Raw genomic sequence first — 15,738 nt, 5'->3', positions numbered from 1 at the left:
GCCGTTCAAATCTCTATAACGAGATTCGAACGGCCCTATTGCTCTTAACGTTCTGTAACGTTGATCCGGTTCGACGCACGTTGCAGAGCAAGCTCTGCACGTTTGAAGTCGATCTCGTCGCGTTTAGCTGCCAGGCGCTCTTCAGCGCGCTGTTTCGCAGCTTGTGCGCGGTTTACATCGATTTCGGAAGCCAGCTCAGCGCTTTCGGCAAGGATAACCACTTTGTCCTTACGGACTTCAATGAAGCCACCGCCTACAGCAAGAACATCAACTTTACCGTCACGCTTAATGCTGATTGGCGCAATGCGCAGCGGTGTTACCAGCGGAATGTGATTCGGCAAAATACCGAGCTCGCCCGCGATCCCTTTAACGCTGACCATATTAGCCGTCTCCGCATATACCTTGCGCTCCGGAGTTACGATTTCAACCAGAAAAGTACTCATGTGGATTCCTCCCGCCTTTCGCTATTACAGCGTTTTGGCTTTCTCCACGGCCTCTTCAATCACACCTACATATCGGAAAGCTTCTTCCGGAAGGTCGTCATGTTTGCCCTCGAGAATTTCTTTAAAGCTGCGAACGATTTCTTTAACAGGTACGTATTTACCTTTGATACCTGTGAACGGTTCAGCAACGTGGAATGGTTGGGACAGGAACAATTGAATGCGGCGCGCGCGCGCTACAGTCAGCTTGTCTTCCTCTGTCAATTCGTCCATACCAAGGATTGCGATGATATCTTGAAGCTCTTTATAGCGCTGAAGAATTCTCTTAACGCCTTGAGCTACGTTGTAATGCTCTTCGCCCAGAATCTCTGGGTTAAGGAGACGGGACGACGAAGCAAGTGGATCTACCGCTGGGAAGATACCCATCTCGGAAATTTTACGCTCAAGGTTAGTTGTAGCGTCCAAGTGAGCAAACGTCGTTGCAGGAGCCGGATCCGTGTAGTCATCGGCAGGTACGTAGATCGCTTGGATCGAAGTAACCGAGCCTTTTTTCGTCGACGTGATACGCTCTTGCAATTGACCCATTTCAGTTGCCAGCGTTGGCTGGTAACCTACCGCGGAAGGCATACGGCCAAGAAGGGCCGATACTTCGGAACCTGCTTGCGTGAAGCGGAAGATGTTGTCGACGAACAGAAGTACGTCTTTGCCTTCAGCATCACGGAAGTATTCAGCCATTGTCAGACCCGTCAAAGCTACACGTTGGCGTGCGCCTGGCGGTTCGTTCATTTGTCCGAATACCATCGCTGTTTTAGGAAGTACGCCGGAATCCTTCATCTCGTGGTAAAGGTCATTACCTTCACGAGTACGCTCGCCTACGCCGGCGAATACGGAGATACCGCCGTGCTCTTGAGCGATGTTGTTGATAAGCTCTTGGATCGTTACCGTTTTACCTACGCCCGCGCCGCCGAACAGGCCGATTTTACCGCCTTTAGCGTATGGAGCGAGCAAGTCGATAACTTTGATGCCTGTTTCGAGAATTTCCGATTGCGTGGACAATTCGTCGAATGCAGGAGCTTGACGGTGAATCGGAAGATTCGTTTCCGATACTGCGTCTCCTGCTTGGTCGATAGGTTCGCCAAGTACGTTAAATACGCGGCCAAGTGTTGCTGCACCAACCGGAATTGTGATTGGCGCGCCTGTGTCTACAGCTTCCATGCCGCGGACCAGACCGTCAGTTGTGCTCATCGCAACGGCACGAACCAGGTTATCACCCAGATGAACTGCTACTTCAAGCGTCAGATTAATATCGATGCCGCCTGCTGGGGCCTGTTGAACGATTTTGACGGCGTTCAAAATTTCCGGCAGGTTACCGCGTTCGAACTCCAAGTCAACGACTGGACCCATGACGGATACAACGCGTCCTTTTTTCATGGTTTTCCCTCCTGGTACTTTCTTTTACTTCTATATTCCTTAAGCCTGTGCGTTTGCACCCGCTACGATCTCCGAGATCTCTTGCGTGATCGCCGCTTGACGTGCCCGGTTGTAGGTCAGCGTCAATTGGTTGATCATTTTGTTAGCATTCTTCGTCGCGCTGCCCATGGCAGTCATACGAGCGCCCTGCTCACTGGCTTTCCCGTCAAGCACCGCGCTGTAAATAAGCGTCTCCGCATATTTCGGCAGCAGCACCTCCAGAACACCTTCCGGGGACGGCTCGTACTCGTACGAGGTTACCGGACCGTTGCCGCTTACTTCCTGCAGCGGAAGCAAACGAGTTTCTGTCGGGATCTGAGTAATGGCATTTACGAATTGGTTGTAGCAGATATACAACTCGTCGTATTTGCCCTCAGAGAACATTTTGACCGCGTTGTAAGCGACCGATTTGATGTCAGCGAATGTCGGGGAATCGGACAGACCGATTACCTCGTCGATGATCGGCATATTGCGGCGGCGGAAGTAATCCCGGCCTTTGCGTCCGATGACGAACAACACGTACTCATCATTCGATTTATGCTTCTCGCGAATCGTTTGCGTAACTTTACGAAGGACGTTCGCATTGTAGCCGCCTGCAAGACCACGGTCGGACGTGATAACGAGGTAACCCGTTTTTTGTACCGGGCGCGTCTCGAGCATCGGGTGCTTCACGCCTTTTGTGCCTGCTGCGATGCTTGCTACTACTTCCTTCAGCTTATCCGAATAAGGACGGGCTTTCGTCGATGCCTCTTGCGCTCTTCTGAGCTTGGAAGCCGCAACCATCTCCATCGCTTTCGTGATTTGCTTCATGTTTTGTTTACTTTTGATTTCGCGTTTAATATCGCGCATGCCTTTTGCCATTGCATTTTCACCCGCCTTTGTTGCTTTGCTGATGCACACAAAGCCTGTTGTTGGTAGGAGTAAGCGCCTGCACCCGTACGAGGACGGGTGCGGGACATTTATTCGGAGGCCTAGCGTAAACGGCTGCACCGTCCTTAGGAGGAGCAGCGTACGTTTAACAAATTAAGCCGTTACAGAAAAGCCTTTTTTGAACTTCGTGATCGCGTCAACAAGAGCTTTCTCGTTGTCGGCAACGAGGTCTTTTGTTGTACGGATGGATTCGCCGATTTCCGGATGGTTGGAATCCAGGAACGCGAGGAATTCTTTCTCGAAGCGTTGAATATCAACAACCGGAATTTCGTCCAGGTGGCCTTTAACCGCGGAGTAGATCGAGATAACTTGCTGCTCAACCGGCATCGGCTGGTTAACGCCTTGCTTCAGAATTTCCATTGTACGAGCACCGCGGTTCAGACGGGCGAGCGTCCCTTTATCAAGATCGGAGCCGAACTGCGAGAACGCTTGAAGCTCACGATAAGCTGCAAGGTCCAGACGGAGTGTACCGGCTACCTTTTTCATTGCTTTGATTTGAGCGGAACCGCCTACGCGGGATACCGAGATACCTACGTTTACTGCCGGACGTTGGCCGGAGTAGAACAGGTCCGCTTCCAGGAAGATCTGGCCGTCCGTGATCGAGATTACGTTCGTAGGAATGTAAGCCGATACGTCAGACGCTTGAGTCTCGATGAACGGCAGTGCCGTCAGCGAGCCGCCGCCAAGCGCGTCGCTAAGTTTAGCAGCGCGCTCGAGCAAACGGGAGTGCAGGTAGAATACGTCACCTGGGTATGCTTCCCGACCCGGCGGACGGCGGAGCAACAGGGACAATTCGCGGTATGCAGCCGCTTGTTTCGACAAGTCGTCATAGATAACGAGAACGTGCTCGCCTTTGTACATGAAGTACTCGCCCATCGAGCAGCCTGCATAAGGAGCCAGGAAGAGCAATGGAGCCGGTTCGGATGCGCCAGCTGTAACGATGATAGTGTAATCAAGAGCACCGTGCTTGCGAAGTGTTTCAACAACGCCTGCAACAGTGGATTGTTTTTGACCTACAGCAACATAGATACATTTCACGCCGTTGCCTTTTTGGTTGATGATTGCATCGATAGCAATCGCCGTTTTACCTGTTTGACGGTCGCCGATGATGAGCTCACGTTGACCGCGGCCAACCGGTACCATCGCGTCAATCGCTTTAATGCCAGTTTGCATTGGCTCATGTACCGATTTACGATCGATAACGCCCGGAGCCGGGGATTCAATCGCGCGGAATTGAGTTGTGTTGATTGGGCCTTTGCCGTCAAGCGGCTGACCGAGCGGGTTAACAACGCGGCCGAGAAGCTCTTCGCCTACTGGCACTTCCATGATACGGCCGGTGCGTTTTACTTGGTCGCCTTCACGGATATCCGTGTAAGGACCGAGGATAACGACACCAACGTTGCTTTCTTCCAAGTTGAGCGCCATGCCAACAACGCCGTTGGAGAATTCGAGCAGTTCGCCCTGCATCGCATTTTCCAAACCGTGTACGCGGGCAATACCGTCACCGACATTGATTACGGTGCCGACGTCAACGACTTGAATTTCGGATTTATATTGTTCGATCTGTTGTTTAATCAGCGTGCTGATTTCATCAGGTCTGATACTCAATTCGTTCACCCCTATCTACCTGCATTAGATTTTAAACGATTTTTGTAAACGTTCCAGCTTGCCGGACAGGCTGCCGTCATACAGACGATCGCCGATGCGCACTTGTACGCCGCCAAGCAATTCTGGTTTAACGATTTGTTCCGCAACAATTTTCTTGCCGCTCAGCTTGCCAAAGCTTGCTTCGACCTCAGCCAGTTCCGAATCCGACAAGCTGTGGGCCGTGTACACAACCGCATAAGCTTGACCGAGCGATTCGCCGGCGATTTTCGTATACGCGCTGTACACATCCGAGATCAGCTCTTGGCGTCCGCGAACAAGAATAAGTTCAAGCGTATGAAGGACAAGCGCGGATACATGATCGCCAAATGCGCTTTTCAGCACGGCGATTTTCTTTTCCGGCTCGATGCTTGGAAGCTCCAGGAATTTGCGCGCTTCCGGATTAGTATTCAGTCCCTGAACGATCAGCTTCAGCTGATCTTCCGTTTCCGATACGATGCCTTGCTCCTGAGCAAGCTCGAACAATGCTTTAGCGTAGCGCTTCGCTACGACCGTATCCCGGCTCATTTGCTTCCAACCTCTTTAAGGTATTGGTTAACCAATTGCTCCTGGGATTTCTCGTCCACTTGCTTCTCGATAATTTTCGAAGCGATTTTGACGGAAATGCCGCCAACCTCTTCGCGAAGTGCAGCAACCGCTTTGTTTTTCTCGCTCTCGATATCTTTAACCGCATCGTCTTTCAGACGAGTGGATTCAGATTTCGCAACTTGAATAATGTCTTCGGCTTGCTTCGTGCTTGTAGCCTTAGCCAGCTCAATAATGTCATAAGCTTCTTTACGAGCTTCCTGAAGTGCTTGTTTCTGTTGCTCCAGTTGCTGCTCAGCTTCTTTCTTGCTTGCTTCTGCAGTAGCGATTTGCTCTGCAACGTATTGTCTGCGCTGTTCCATAATTCCGAACAATGGACCGAATGCATAACGTTTAAGCAACCACAGAAGGATTAGAAAAGCGACCAGCTGGATGAAAAAATTCGACCATACGATATCCAAAAAACGTCACTCCTTTCCATAGCTTAACCCAATTTCATACTGTCCGATAAACGAACGGCCCCGCAGGGCCAAACAAAAAGGAAGGCGCGGAGGCAAAGCCACACTCCCCGCCATGTTTAAATATTTGTTTATTAAGCTTCGCCGTAGAAGATAAACGCGAGTACCAGCGTGATAACTGGAAGTGCTTCGACGAGTGCGACACCGATAAACATTGTAGTTTGAAGAGTACCGCGAAGTTCTGGTTGACGGGAAATACCCTCAACTGTGCGACCTACGATCAGACCGTTACCAATACCTGCGCCAAGCGCGCCCAAACCGAATACAATTGCTGCTGCAACTAATGCCAATGCTCCCATTAGAAAAATCCTCCTCAATTTTCGTAAAAATTTATTTTATATTGACCACCGGCAATACCAGCGGCTTGAAGCCGTTAATGCTCTTCGTGCTCTTCATGCACAATTGCTTGCGACATGTATACCATCGTCAGCATACAGAATACGAAGGCCTGGATAGCACCTACGAATACGCTGAAGCCTTGCCATACGACGAGTGCCGGAATACCAATCCAGCCCATGCCCAAGATTACGCCAATCATAACCTCGCCCGCGAAAATGTTACCGTAAAGACGCAAAGCAAGCGACAGCGGCTTCGCAACCTCTTTGATCAACGCCAGAGGCAGGAAAGCCCAATGCGGCTCAACATAGTGCTTCAGGTAATGCTTCGCGTTGAGGCGCAGACCTTCGAAGTGAGTCAGGAGAATGACGATAATCGTCAAGGCGCCTGTCACGCCAACGTCAGCCGTAGGCGATTTCCACCAAGCGACATGGCCGTGCTCTTCACCCTTCAGATCCAGTTCAAAGCCAAAAGCCGTAGCTCCGTGATGCACATCCGTCACGATACCGAATGGCAGACCAAGCATATTACCGACGAAAATGTACATGATCAGGGAAAGACCAAGAACGAGATACGGCCGTCCTTGTTTCATGCTCATGGACGTTCCGATAATGTTCTCAACGAATTCAATAACCCACTCCAGGAAATTCTGAAGCTTCGTTGGGTTCGTTACCGACAAATTTCTCACTGCCAGCCTTGCCAGTACGAATACGATAATACTAGTCAATAGCATCATGCTCAGTGTAGCCAAATCGAATCGGATCCCAGCCACGTGAATAATCGGGAAAATATGATCCATTAGTTATTTTCACCCCTTTCATCGGTAGGATTCGACGCCATCAACTTCCGTCTGGACAAAAATCCCAGTATGAGTGTTGCCAATTGAGCGACAAATAATCCGGCAACAACCGCGGAAAGTTGGAACGTGTATGTTTTTGTCGCAATTACAACTGCTAATAACGCGACGCATGCACGGGTGAAAAATCCGAGGTTGACCCTCTTCTTGATTTGTGCAACGGCAATCGCTCCGGCCCTCTTGACCTTCCAGCTTAGATGATAGGCATTAATAAGGCTGGCGGCCCCGCCAATCATCAATCCTCCCCACCAGTTTTCATAAGCGGGCAGTAACGCCCAGCCTATGCAGCATAGGGACATGAATAAGAAAACAACTCTTGTAACGGCTTTCAAGTGGGCCGACAAATCGTCCATTATTTCGCTTTGCCTCCCGCAAACGTCCGAATCAGTAATATAACCGTAACGATGCCTACTGCCAGTCCCGCTACCAATCCAATAATGGAATAGTATTCGGTACCGTTTGCAAGATCGGCTTTATGACCGAGCCAGTAGCCAAGCCCCAGACATGCGGCTAGATCGGCCCCAATAGTGCCGACCAATCCCATTGCTCTCCAAGGGTCGTCTCCGAAACTGCCATGATTCGACTTATCCTGATTCTCTTTAGACGGTTGTTCTTTGGATGGATCCATGCGGAATCACTCCAAAACTCTCATTTATTTTATCGAAGCTGTTAAACTTTTGTCAATTCATTTAAATTCAAACATTTAGTGAACAGCGGCCCGAAAATCCTTATAAACAAAGGATTTTCCGAGCTCCAAACCGTACAGTACCACTGTATGCTGTACATTGCTTCTCTAGCAGCTGTCCGCTTCGAAAACTATGAACGTTGTGTGAACGGTTCAGGCCGCTCGCTTGTTCTGCCAAAATGATGCAAAATCGCTTGAACGATACGTGCCGAAGCTTGTCCGTCGCCGTAAGGATTGGCAGATTTGCTCATTTTTTCGTATAAGGCTGCATCGTTCAGCAAAGCCCGCGCACGGCTGTATACGGTCTCTTCATCCGTTCCAACCAGCTCAAGGGTTCCTGCCGCGATGCCTTCCGGGCGTTCTGTCGTGTCGCGCAGAACGAGGGTAGGCACGCCGAAGGACGGCGCTTCTTCCTGCAAGCCGCCGGAATCCGTCAGAATCATATACGCATGAGGGTAGAAATTATGGAATTCAAATACATCAAGAGGCTCGATTAATTGAATGCGCGGATGATTGCCAAGAATTTCATTAGCCGGTTCTCTTACTGCCGGGTTCGGATGCACGGCATAGACAATCGCTACATCTTCATGCTCGTCGGCAATCCGTTTAACCGCGCGGAAGATGTTGCGGTGAGGCTCGCCCAGCGCTTCGCGGCGATGAGCCGTCATCAGAATCATGCGTTTGCCCTTCGCCCACTCGATAACGGGATGGGAGAACGACGGATCAACCGTATATTGGAAGACATCCGTTGCGGTATTGCCCGTCACGTAAATAGAAGCCTCCGATTTGTTTTCCTTGCGCAGGTTATCGGCCGACCATTCCGTTGGAGCAAAGTGCACGTCCGACAGCACGCCTGCCAGCTGGCGGTTCATCTCTTCCGGGTAAGGCGACAGCTTGTTCCATGTGCGAAGTCCGGCTTCGACATGGCCCACTTGAATCTGCTTCAGGAAGGACGCATAGCTCGCGAGGAAGGTCGTCTGCGTATCGCCGTGCACAAGCACGATATCCGGCTTCGCTTCCACCAGCACAGGGTCCAGGCCCTCCAGAACGCGTACAGTCGTCTCTGTCAGCGTCTGGCGGTCCTTCATCACATTCAGGTCATAGTTAGGCTGGATCTCGAAGAAATCAAGCACCTGGTCCAGCATTTGGCGGTGCTGCGCCGTTACGCAGACGATCGATTCGATCTGATCGGCATGCTTGTTCAATTCCAGCACGAGCGGAGCCATCTTCACAGCTTCCGGACGCGTGCCAAAAATCGTCATTACTTTCAGTTTGGACAAATAGATTCACTCCTAAAATGAATGGTTACTTAAAGAGCTCGTTTAGAGCGAATTGTGACATTCATGCTTCGTAAGCATACGCTTTAAAATGAATGGTTACTTAAAGAGCTCGTTAAGAGCGAATTGTGACATTCATGCTTCGTAAGCATACTTAGTTCGTTCCGAATAGACGGTCGCCGGCATCGCCAAGACCCGGTACGATATAGCCCTTCTCATTCAAAGCATCGTCGAGTGCCGCAAGATAAATGTCGATCTCCGGATGCGCGTCCTGTACCGCTTTGACTCCCTCAGGAGCAGCAATCAGACACATCAGCTTGATCTGGTCGCAGCCGCGTTTCTTCAGCGAGTTAATCGCTGCGATTGCCGAACCCCCCGTAGCCAGCATCGGATCAATCACGATCAGCTGGCGGTTAGCCGCGTCCGTAGGCAGATTAATGTAGTATTCGTTTGGCTGGAGTGTTTCGTGGTCGCGGACAAGTCCGATATGACCGACTTTAGCAGCCGGGATCAGCTTCAGCATCCCTTCGACCATACCAAGGCCCGCACGCAGTATCGGAATCAGCCCCAGCATGCGTCCGGAGACCACTTTCGATTCCGTCGTTGCGACAGGCGTCTCCACCGTAATGGTATCAAGAGGAACATCTCTTGTAATTTCGTAAGCCATCAGGGTGGCTACCTCGTCAACCAGTTCACGAAAGTCCTTCGTATTGGTATCTTTGTTTCTAATAAAGGTCAGCTTATGCTGAATCAATGGATGGTCGCATATAACCACTTTGCTCATGGAGCGTAATTCCTCCTGTGTGAATAAGTTATTCCTATAGTCTTGGACACAATCCCGTTTATTATATCACTCTGCCCCCTCCGATGCATCCAGAGTTTTATGGCTAAATGTAGGCAGGCTGCCCATGAAAAAAAAAAGGACGAAACAGATGTAATCTCTGCTTCGTCCTGTCTTATTATACCGATGCGTAGTGGCAGGAAGCGTAATGTCCCTTTTTCACCTCTACAAGCTTAGGTTCAACTGTTTTGCATTTATCCGTTGCCATTGGGCAGCGGGTATGGAATTGACAGCCTGCAGGCGGATTAATCGGGCTCGGCAGATCGCCGGCCAGAACAATACGCTCACGGGTTGCTTCGATTTCCGGATCCGGAATCGGATTCGCCGACAGAAGCGCGCGCGTATACGGATGCGCAGGGCTTCCGTACAGCTCGCTGCTTTCCGCAAGCTCAACGATTTTGCCAAGGTACATAACGGCAACGCGGTCACTGATATGCTTGACCATCGACAGGTCATGGGCAATGAACAGATAAGTCAGACCCATTTTTCGCTGCAAATCCTTCATCAGGTTGACGACCTGAGCCTGGATCGACACGTCAAGGGCTGAGATCGGCTCGTCCGCGATAATGAACTTCGGATCAACCGCAAGCGCGCGGGCAATCCCGATACGCTGACGCTGACCGCCGGAGAACTCATGCGGATAACGGGTTGCATGCTCAGGGTTAAGATTAACCAGATCCAGCAGATCCTCAACCTTTTTCTTGCGTTCCGCCTTGCTGCCAGCGAGATTATGAATATCCAGCGCTTCGCCAATGATGTCGGTTACCGTCATTCTTGGGTTAAGCGATGCATATGGATCCTGGAAAATCATTTGCATATTACGGCGCAGCGCTTTTAATTCCCCACCGCGCAGCTTGTAGATATTCTTTCCTTCAAAGTTAACGCCACCGCTAGACGGTTCGTACAAGCGGAGAATCGTACGGCCCGCAGTTGATTTACCGCAGCCGGATTCCCCAACGACGCCAACCGTCTCGCCACGGGCAATAGAAAACGAAATGTCATTAACAGCTTTCAAGATATTGCCTTTGCCAAGGTTGAAAAACTTGCGTAAGTCGTTCACCTCAACAAGCGGAGTGCTCTTACTCATACCGGCACCTCCCGATCTGCGTATTCATGCAGCATCCAGCAAGCCGCCGCATGGGATGTGCTTCCCTTGATCGGATGCAGGTTGGGATCGTTATCCACGCACACCTTCATTGCTTCGTCACAACGAGCGCAGAAGCTGCAGCCTACAGGCGGCTTGATCAGATCCGGCGGTGTACCCGGAATCGGGATAAGCGGTTCATCCTTACTCTGATCCAGACGCGGCAGCGAGCGCAGAAGCCCTCTCGTATACGGATGCTGCGGGTTTTTGAAGATTTCCCACTTAGTGCCTTGCTCTACAATACGTCCCGCATACATAACGATTACGCGATCGCACACGTCGGCAACTACGCCAAGGTCATGGGTAATAAGAATGATAGAAGTGCCCATTTTTTTCTGCAGATCCTTCATGACCCGCATTATTTGCGCTTGGATCGTTACGTCTAGAGCGGTTGTCGGCTCGTCCGCGATAAGCAGCTTAGGGTTGCAGGCAAGCGCAATGGCAATCATAACGCGCTGACGCATGCCACCCGAGAATTGATGCGGGTATTGTTTAACGCGCTGCTCCGGATTTGGAATGCCAACGAGCTGCAGCATTTCAATGGCGCGAGCCGTAGCTTGCGCTTTGTTTACGTTCTGATGCTTGATAAGACCTTCGGTAATCTGAGCTCCGACCGTCAGCGTCGGATTAAGGGACGTCATCGGATCTTGGAAGATCATCCCGATTTTATCGCCCCGCACCGCTTGCATTTCCTTCTCCGACAGAGTCAAAAGCTCTTGTCCGTCGAATTTCACCGAGCCATTCTTAATACGGCTGGGCGGAGAAGGATTCAACCGCATAATCGTTTGAGCCGTCACGGACTTGCCCGATCCCGATTCGCCTACAATAGCGACGGATTCCCCTTCTTTTACTTCGAAGGTAATATCACGGATCGCTTGCACTTCACCTGCGTATACGTCGAAGGATACGCTTAGATTGTTTACTTCCAGCAAGGTCTTCATGGATAGATTGACCTCCTCTCGGCTTGCTTGATGTTATTTTTTAAGCTTCGGATCGAATGCGTCGCGCAGACCGTCTCCGAAGACGTTAAAGGCAAAAATAGTAATGCTGAGGAAGATGGCCGGGAAGAACAGGCGCCAAGGATAATTGAAGATTGCGCCTACGCCGTCATCGATCATCGTACCCCAAGAAGCAGCAGGCGATTGTACGCCAAGACCCAAGAAGCTTAGGAATGCTTCAGTGAAGATAGCTCCCGGAATAGTCAGTGTCAATGTAACGAGAATCGGCCCCATAGCGTTAGGTACCAAATGACGGAAAATAATTCGCATTGCGCCAGCGCCAAGTGACTTGGAAGCTAGTGCATATTCTTGATTCTTGAGCTGCATGATTTGACCGCGCACAATCCAGGCCATGTTAATCCAGCCCGTAATCGACATCGCGACAATAATTGTCGTAAGACTCGGCTCCATGACAACAAGTAGCAAGATAACGACAAGCAAATACGGAATAGCATACAGTATTTCCGCGAAACGGTTCATGACTTCGTCGACTTTACCTCCAAAGTAGCCCATGATACCGCCATAGATAACGCCGATTAAAAGGTCAATCAGCGCCGCTATGACACCAACAAACAGAGAGATCTGCGCGCCTTTCCAGACGCGTTCAAATATATCCCGGCCAAGATCGTCCGTACCAAACCAATGCTTCGCGTTAGGAGCTTGGTTGGTATTGGCCAGATCGTTCGTAAAGTGATCGTAGGGCCAGATAAAAGGTACTACGATACAGCATACAATCATAAAAACAATTATCCAGAAGCCCAGCATCGCCAGCTTGTTGCTTGTGAGGCGCATCCGGATATCCTGCCAAGCGGTTAAGCTGGCCCGTCCTACCTCATCTACGCGAACCTCATCGCGTTTCAGCTTTTGGAACATATCGGGAGTCAGCTCGTCGGAGCGTTCTTTTCCGATTGTATTGGAATTCGCATCAGACATTGATTATTTGCCCACCTTTCCACCGGCGCGCATACGCGGATCCACCAGCACATAAGCGATATCCGACAGGAAACGGCACACCATGAGAATAACCGCATAGAAGATGGTAATGCCCATAATAAGCGGATAATCACGATCTATAACACTCGTAACAAAGTGCTTGCCAATGCCAGGAATCGCAAAGATTTTCTCTACGACGACGGAGCCGGTAATAATGCCTGCGGTCAATACACCTAAATAAGTGACAACCGGAAGCAAGGAGTTCCGAAGCGCATGCTTTACGACAATGACATAGCCTGCAAGCCCCTTGGATTTGGCGGTTTTAATAAAATCAGCATTCAGTATTTCAATCATGGTCGATCTCAAAAGACGAGCGATAAAAGCGATCGGGCCGGCGGCCAATGCGATCGTTGGTAGTACGTAATCCATAGGTCCATTAAGACCCGCAACTTCAAACCATCCTAACTTTGTAGCCAAAAAGTACTGCATGACTGGCGCCAGTACGATGCTTGGTATGGCAAGTCCTATTACGGCAATGATCATGGCTAAATTATCGATAAATCTGCGGTGATACATAGCCGCCAATATGCCGAGGATACATCCTACGACAACGGAAGTAATAACAGCGGCGATACCTAGTCTAAGGGATGGACCAAAAGACTGACCAATCATTTTGTCAACGGACTGGAACTTCTTTTTCATCGAGATGCCCATATCTCCATGAGCAAGGTTTTTAAGGTATGTGCCATATTGCACATATAGAGGCTTGTCTAAGCCATAGTAGGCTTCCAAGTTTTTTTGTACGGCTTCGCTAGTCGCTTTTTCGGATTGCAGCGGACTGCCGGGAATGGCATTCATTAACATGAACGTTGCCGTAATCAGAATAAACATCGAAATAACCATAAATACAAACTTGCCGGCTATGAAGCGGAGCATACGATCACCCACTCTCTTCCAATCTTATGATAAATTTGAAAAGGGTATATATAGGAAGACTATATATACCCTTCTATACACAGAAGTTGCTAAGTCAATTGCAGGCGAACTTATTTTTTGTCACCGTTTACCCAGTCAATGTTACCCGAGTAATCGGACACGACGTTTTCAAAACCAGGTTTGATCATCGTAACAGTGGTGTAGTAATACAGCGGAAGAACGGCCATATCGTCTTGAATTGCGATTTTTTCCGCTTGAGCCATCATATCCAGCGATTTTGCCGGCGTATCAGCGACAAGGGAATTATCAAGCAGTTCCCCAACTTTAGGGTTGTTGTACTTACCGTCGTTGTTGCCGGATTTCGGATGAATCAGATCGTACGTGAAGTTGATTGGATGGTTGATGTCCGCACCCCAACCGGCACGCGCGATATCGAATTGACCAGCTTTACGAGTTTCAAGGAAAGTACCCCATTCTTGGTTAGCCAGTTTAACTTCTACGCCAAGATTTTTGCGCCACATGTCGACAGCGGCTTCAGCCAGCTTCTTGTGACCTTCGCTTGTGTTGTAGAGAAGAGTAATTTCAGGAAGCTTAGTCAGGCCTTCTTCAGCCAAACCTTCTGCAAGCAATTTCTTAGCTTCGTCATTGTTCTCAGTGAAGAAATCACCAGGATACATTTCACGGAATGTTTTACCATCCGCACCAGCAATACTTGGCGGTACGAGAGCGAATGCAGGCGTTTGATTTGCGCGCGCAACATTGTCAATCAAATTCTGACGGTCAACCGCCATCGAGAACGCTTTACGAATCTTAACGTTGTTGAAAGGTTTTTTCTGCGTGTTGAACAGGTAGTAATAGGTCGAAGCTACAGGAGTAACCGTCGCATCGCCGCTTTTGATCAGAGGCTGGGTTTGGTCGGTTGGTACCGAACCTGCTTGAGCACCGATCCAGTCAATTTTGTCCGTTTCGAACAATTGATAAACCGTGTTCTCATCTTCAACCAGGGAAATCGTTACTTTGGTAAAGTTGATTTTGTCTTTGTCATAGTAATCAGGATTTTTCTCAAGAACGAGCTTGTCCGCGTGTGCCCATTGTTTCAGCAAGAACGGACCGTTAGTTACGATTGATTTTTGTTCAGACGCCCAAGCCGGGTCACCTTCAACCGTTTTTTCGTTAACCGGCAGGTAGGTGTAGTGAGCAAGAAGGCTTGGGAAATAAGGAGCAGGCGTATACAGCTTTACTTCAAGCGTGTAGTCGTCAGTTGCTTTAACCCCAACTTCGTCAGCAGTTCCTTTGCCGGAGTTGTATTTCTCGCCGTTCTCAAGGTAGAACAGCATGTATGCATATTCAGAAGCTGTTTCTGGGTTCAGAGCGCGCTTCCAAGCGTATTCAAAGTCATGAGCAGTTACCGGGTCGCCATTGCTCCATTTCGCATCTTGGCGAATCTTGATGGTGTATGTTTTGCCATCTTCGGACGCCTTGATATCTTCGGCTAAAGCATTTTCAGGCTGACCTTCCGTATTCAGACGGGTCAAACCTTCGTACAGTCCTGAAGCTACGATACTTGACTGAGCATCTTTCATCAGAGCAGGATCCAAGCTTGGCGGCTCGCTGGCAAGGGTAAAGCGGAACTCTTTTGGCGTTCCCGACGCATCGCCGCTGTTGCCACCATTGTTAGCCGTGTCGGTGCCTTTGTTGTTGTTGTTGCTGCAAGCAGCTAACAGCATCGTAAGGGCAACTACAAGGACTAGCATGATTTGTGTTGGCTTTTTGAAACTCCCTTTCACATACATCAACTCCCATGTCTATATAAATTTTTTTAAACCCGATCATTACGGTGAATTAATGTAATTTCACATTCACGTTATGTTTCCTAACATGGATTTTATATTAATTCAACGTAAAACAATATACATCTTAAAATTCATAATTGTCAATAAGTTAATTGTCTCCAGCGCTTATTTTATTGTGTCCAGTTTGTGATTTACTTATGTTTTACGCGGAAAACAAGCGTCATTTTAGCGCAATGACGCAATTCCGTATTAATGCGAACTAGCATTAATGCTTTTATGCTAAAATGCTTGTAAACACTAATGTTTTACCGCTTTCACCCGTCTCAAGAGCGAGAGGACTTTCCGATTTTGAAGTCGACTTCATATTGGTTCGCCTACACAAATTATCCTC

17 protein-coding genes are annotated in these 15,738 nt (G+C 49.4%); all 17 read right to left on the bottom strand.

Annotated elements, in window-relative coordinates; genetic code table 11:
• Positions 1-44 precede the first annotated feature (44 nt).
• A complete protein-coding gene (locus M3194_RS11835; RefSeq protein ID WP_251653858.1) occupies positions 45-443 on the bottom strand; it encodes a F0F1 ATP synthase subunit epsilon in 399 nt (132 codons plus the stop codon).
• Between the two features lie 24 nt (positions 444-467).
• Positions 468-1,871, bottom strand: a complete 1,404-nt coding sequence (atpD, locus tag M3194_RS11830; RefSeq protein WP_251653846.1) for a F0F1 ATP synthase subunit beta — start codon at positions 1,869-1,871, stop codon at positions 468-470.
• A gap of 39 nt (positions 1,872-1,910) precedes the next feature.
• Complete coding sequence (atpG, locus tag M3194_RS11825; RefSeq protein ID WP_251653838.1) at positions 1,911-2,771, bottom strand: ATP synthase F1 subunit gamma; 861 nt, start codon at positions 2,769-2,771, stop codon at positions 1,911-1,913.
• Between the two features lie 162 nt (positions 2,772-2,933).
• Positions 2,934-4,448 (bottom strand): F0F1 ATP synthase subunit alpha, encoded by a 1,515-nt coding sequence (atpA, locus tag M3194_RS11820; RefSeq protein WP_251653830.1) that lies wholly within the window; start codon positions 4,446-4,448, stop codon positions 2,934-2,936.
• Positions 4,449-4,472: 24 nt separating this feature from the next.
• On the bottom strand, positions 4,473-5,012 hold the full coding sequence (locus tag M3194_RS11815) for a F0F1 ATP synthase subunit delta (protein WP_251653820.1): 540 nt from the start codon (positions 5,010-5,012) through the stop codon (positions 4,473-4,475).
• Positions 5,009-5,491 (bottom strand): F0F1 ATP synthase subunit B, encoded by a 483-nt coding sequence (gene atpF / locus M3194_RS11810; RefSeq protein ID WP_251653807.1) that lies wholly within the window; start codon positions 5,489-5,491, stop codon positions 5,009-5,011. The genes M3194_RS11815 and atpF overlap by 4 nt, the downstream gene beginning before the upstream one ends.
• 131 nt (positions 5,492-5,622) lie before the next feature.
• Entirely contained in the window at positions 5,623-5,847 is a 225-nt protein-coding gene (atpE, locus tag M3194_RS11805; protein ID WP_251653796.1) for a F0F1 ATP synthase subunit C, read from the bottom strand.
• A gap of 74 nt (positions 5,848-5,921) precedes the next feature.
• Positions 5,922-6,683, bottom strand: coding sequence for a F0F1 ATP synthase subunit A (gene atpB, locus M3194_RS11800; RefSeq protein WP_251653779.1), 762 nt, complete (start codon positions 6,681-6,683; stop codon positions 5,922-5,924).
• Entirely contained in the window at positions 6,683-7,093 is a 411-nt protein-coding gene (locus M3194_RS11795; RefSeq protein WP_251653768.1) for an ATP synthase subunit I, read from the bottom strand. Before M3194_RS11795 ends, atpB begins: the two co-directional genes overlap by 1 nt.
• Positions 7,093-7,368: an AtpZ/AtpI family protein gene (locus M3194_RS11790; protein WP_251653760.1), complete on the bottom strand. Its 276-nt coding sequence runs from the start codon at positions 7,366-7,368 to the stop codon at positions 7,093-7,095. The genes M3194_RS11795 and M3194_RS11790 overlap by 1 nt, the downstream gene beginning before the upstream one ends.
• Positions 7,369-7,556: 188 nt before the next feature.
• Complete coding sequence (gene wecB, locus M3194_RS11785; RefSeq protein WP_285889219.1) at positions 7,557-8,705, bottom strand: non-hydrolyzing UDP-N-acetylglucosamine 2-epimerase; 1,149 nt, start codon at positions 8,703-8,705, stop codon at positions 7,557-7,559.
• Between the two features lie 151 nt (positions 8,706-8,856).
• Positions 8,857-9,486, bottom strand: coding sequence for a uracil phosphoribosyltransferase (upp, locus tag M3194_RS11780; protein ID WP_251653758.1), 630 nt, complete (start codon positions 9,484-9,486; stop codon positions 8,857-8,859).
• Positions 9,487-9,661: 175 nt separating this feature from the next.
• Positions 9,662-10,630 (bottom strand): ABC transporter ATP-binding protein, encoded by a 969-nt coding sequence (locus M3194_RS11775; RefSeq protein ID WP_251653756.1) that lies wholly within the window; start codon positions 10,628-10,630, stop codon positions 9,662-9,664.
• The gene (locus M3194_RS11770; RefSeq protein ID WP_251653754.1) at positions 10,627-11,628 is read right to left on the bottom strand and encodes an ABC transporter ATP-binding protein; all 1,002 of its coding nucleotides are present in this window, start codon (positions 11,626-11,628) and stop codon (positions 10,627-10,629) included. Before M3194_RS11770 ends, M3194_RS11775 begins: the two co-directional genes overlap by 4 nt.
• A gap of 33 nt (positions 11,629-11,661) precedes the next feature.
• Positions 11,662-12,618 carry an ABC transporter permease gene (locus M3194_RS11765; protein ID WP_285889218.1) on the bottom strand — a complete coding sequence of 319 codons (957 nt, stop codon included), beginning with the start codon at positions 12,616-12,618 and terminating at the stop codon, positions 11,662-11,664.
• A 3-nt stretch (positions 12,619-12,621) separates the two neighbouring features.
• Complete coding sequence (locus tag M3194_RS11760) at positions 12,622-13,554, bottom strand: ABC transporter permease (protein ID WP_251653752.1); 933 nt, start codon at positions 13,552-13,554, stop codon at positions 12,622-12,624.
• A 110-nt stretch (positions 13,555-13,664) separates the two neighbouring features.
• Complete coding sequence (locus M3194_RS11755; RefSeq protein ID WP_251653749.1) at positions 13,665-15,341, bottom strand: peptide ABC transporter substrate-binding protein; 1,677 nt, start codon at positions 15,339-15,341, stop codon at positions 13,665-13,667.
• Positions 15,342-15,738: the final 397 nt, after the last annotated feature.

The organism is Paenibacillus glycanilyticus (genome assembly GCF_023715145.1).
Classification (GTDB): Bacteria; Bacillota; Bacilli; order Paenibacillales; family Paenibacillaceae; genus Pristimantibacillus; species Pristimantibacillus glycanilyticus_A.
Note: the sequence above shows the minus strand (reverse complement) of the source record. Positions and strands in the feature narration are given on the sequence as shown.

What these genes read in the sequence shown, in the direction of transcription:
- M3194_RS11835 (WP_251653858.1), bottom strand. Translation starts at nt 443, where the DNA reads ATGAGTACTTTTCTGGTTGAAATCGTAACTCCGGAGCGCAAGGTATAT.
- atpD (WP_251653846.1), bottom strand. Translation starts at nt 1,871, where the DNA reads ATGAAAAAAGGACGCGTTGTATCCGTCATGGGTCCAGTCGTTGACTTG.
- atpG (WP_251653838.1), bottom strand. Translation starts at nt 2,771, where the DNA reads ATGGCAAAAGGCATGCGCGATATTAAACGCGAAATCAAAAGTAAACAA.
- M3194_RS11815 (WP_251653820.1), bottom strand. Translation starts at nt 5,012, where the DNA reads ATGAGCCGGGATACGGTCGTAGCGAAGCGCTACGCTAAAGCATTGTTC.
- atpE (WP_251653796.1), bottom strand. Translation starts at nt 5,847, where the DNA reads ATGGGAGCATTGGCATTAGTTGCAGCAGCAATTGTATTCGGTTTGGGC.
- atpB (WP_251653779.1), bottom strand. Translation starts at nt 6,683, where the DNA reads ATGGATCATATTTTCCCGATTATTCACGTGGCTGGGATCCGATTCGAT.
- M3194_RS11795 (WP_251653768.1), bottom strand. Translation starts at nt 7,093, where the DNA reads ATGGACGATTTGTCGGCCCACTTGAAAGCCGTTACAAGAGTTGTTTTC.
- M3194_RS11790 (WP_251653760.1), bottom strand. Translation starts at nt 7,368, where the DNA reads ATGGATCCATCCAAAGAACAACCGTCTAAAGAGAATCAGGATAAGTCG.
- upp (WP_251653758.1), bottom strand. Translation starts at nt 9,486, where the DNA reads ATGAGCAAAGTGGTTATATGCGACCATCCATTGATTCAGCATAAGCTG.
- M3194_RS11775 (WP_251653756.1), bottom strand. Translation starts at nt 10,630, where the DNA reads ATGAGTAAGAGCACTCCGCTTGTTGAGGTGAACGACTTACGCAAGTTT.
- M3194_RS11770 (WP_251653754.1), bottom strand. Translation starts at nt 11,628, where the DNA reads ATGAAGACCTTGCTGGAAGTAAACAATCTAAGCGTATCCTTCGACGTA.
- M3194_RS11765 (WP_285889218.1), bottom strand. Translation starts at nt 12,618, where the DNA reads ATGTCTGATGCGAATTCCAATACAATCGGAAAAGAACGCTCCGACGAG.
- M3194_RS11760 (WP_251653752.1), bottom strand. Translation starts at nt 13,554, where the DNA reads ATGCTCCGCTTCATAGCCGGCAAGTTTGTATTTATGGTTATTTCGATG.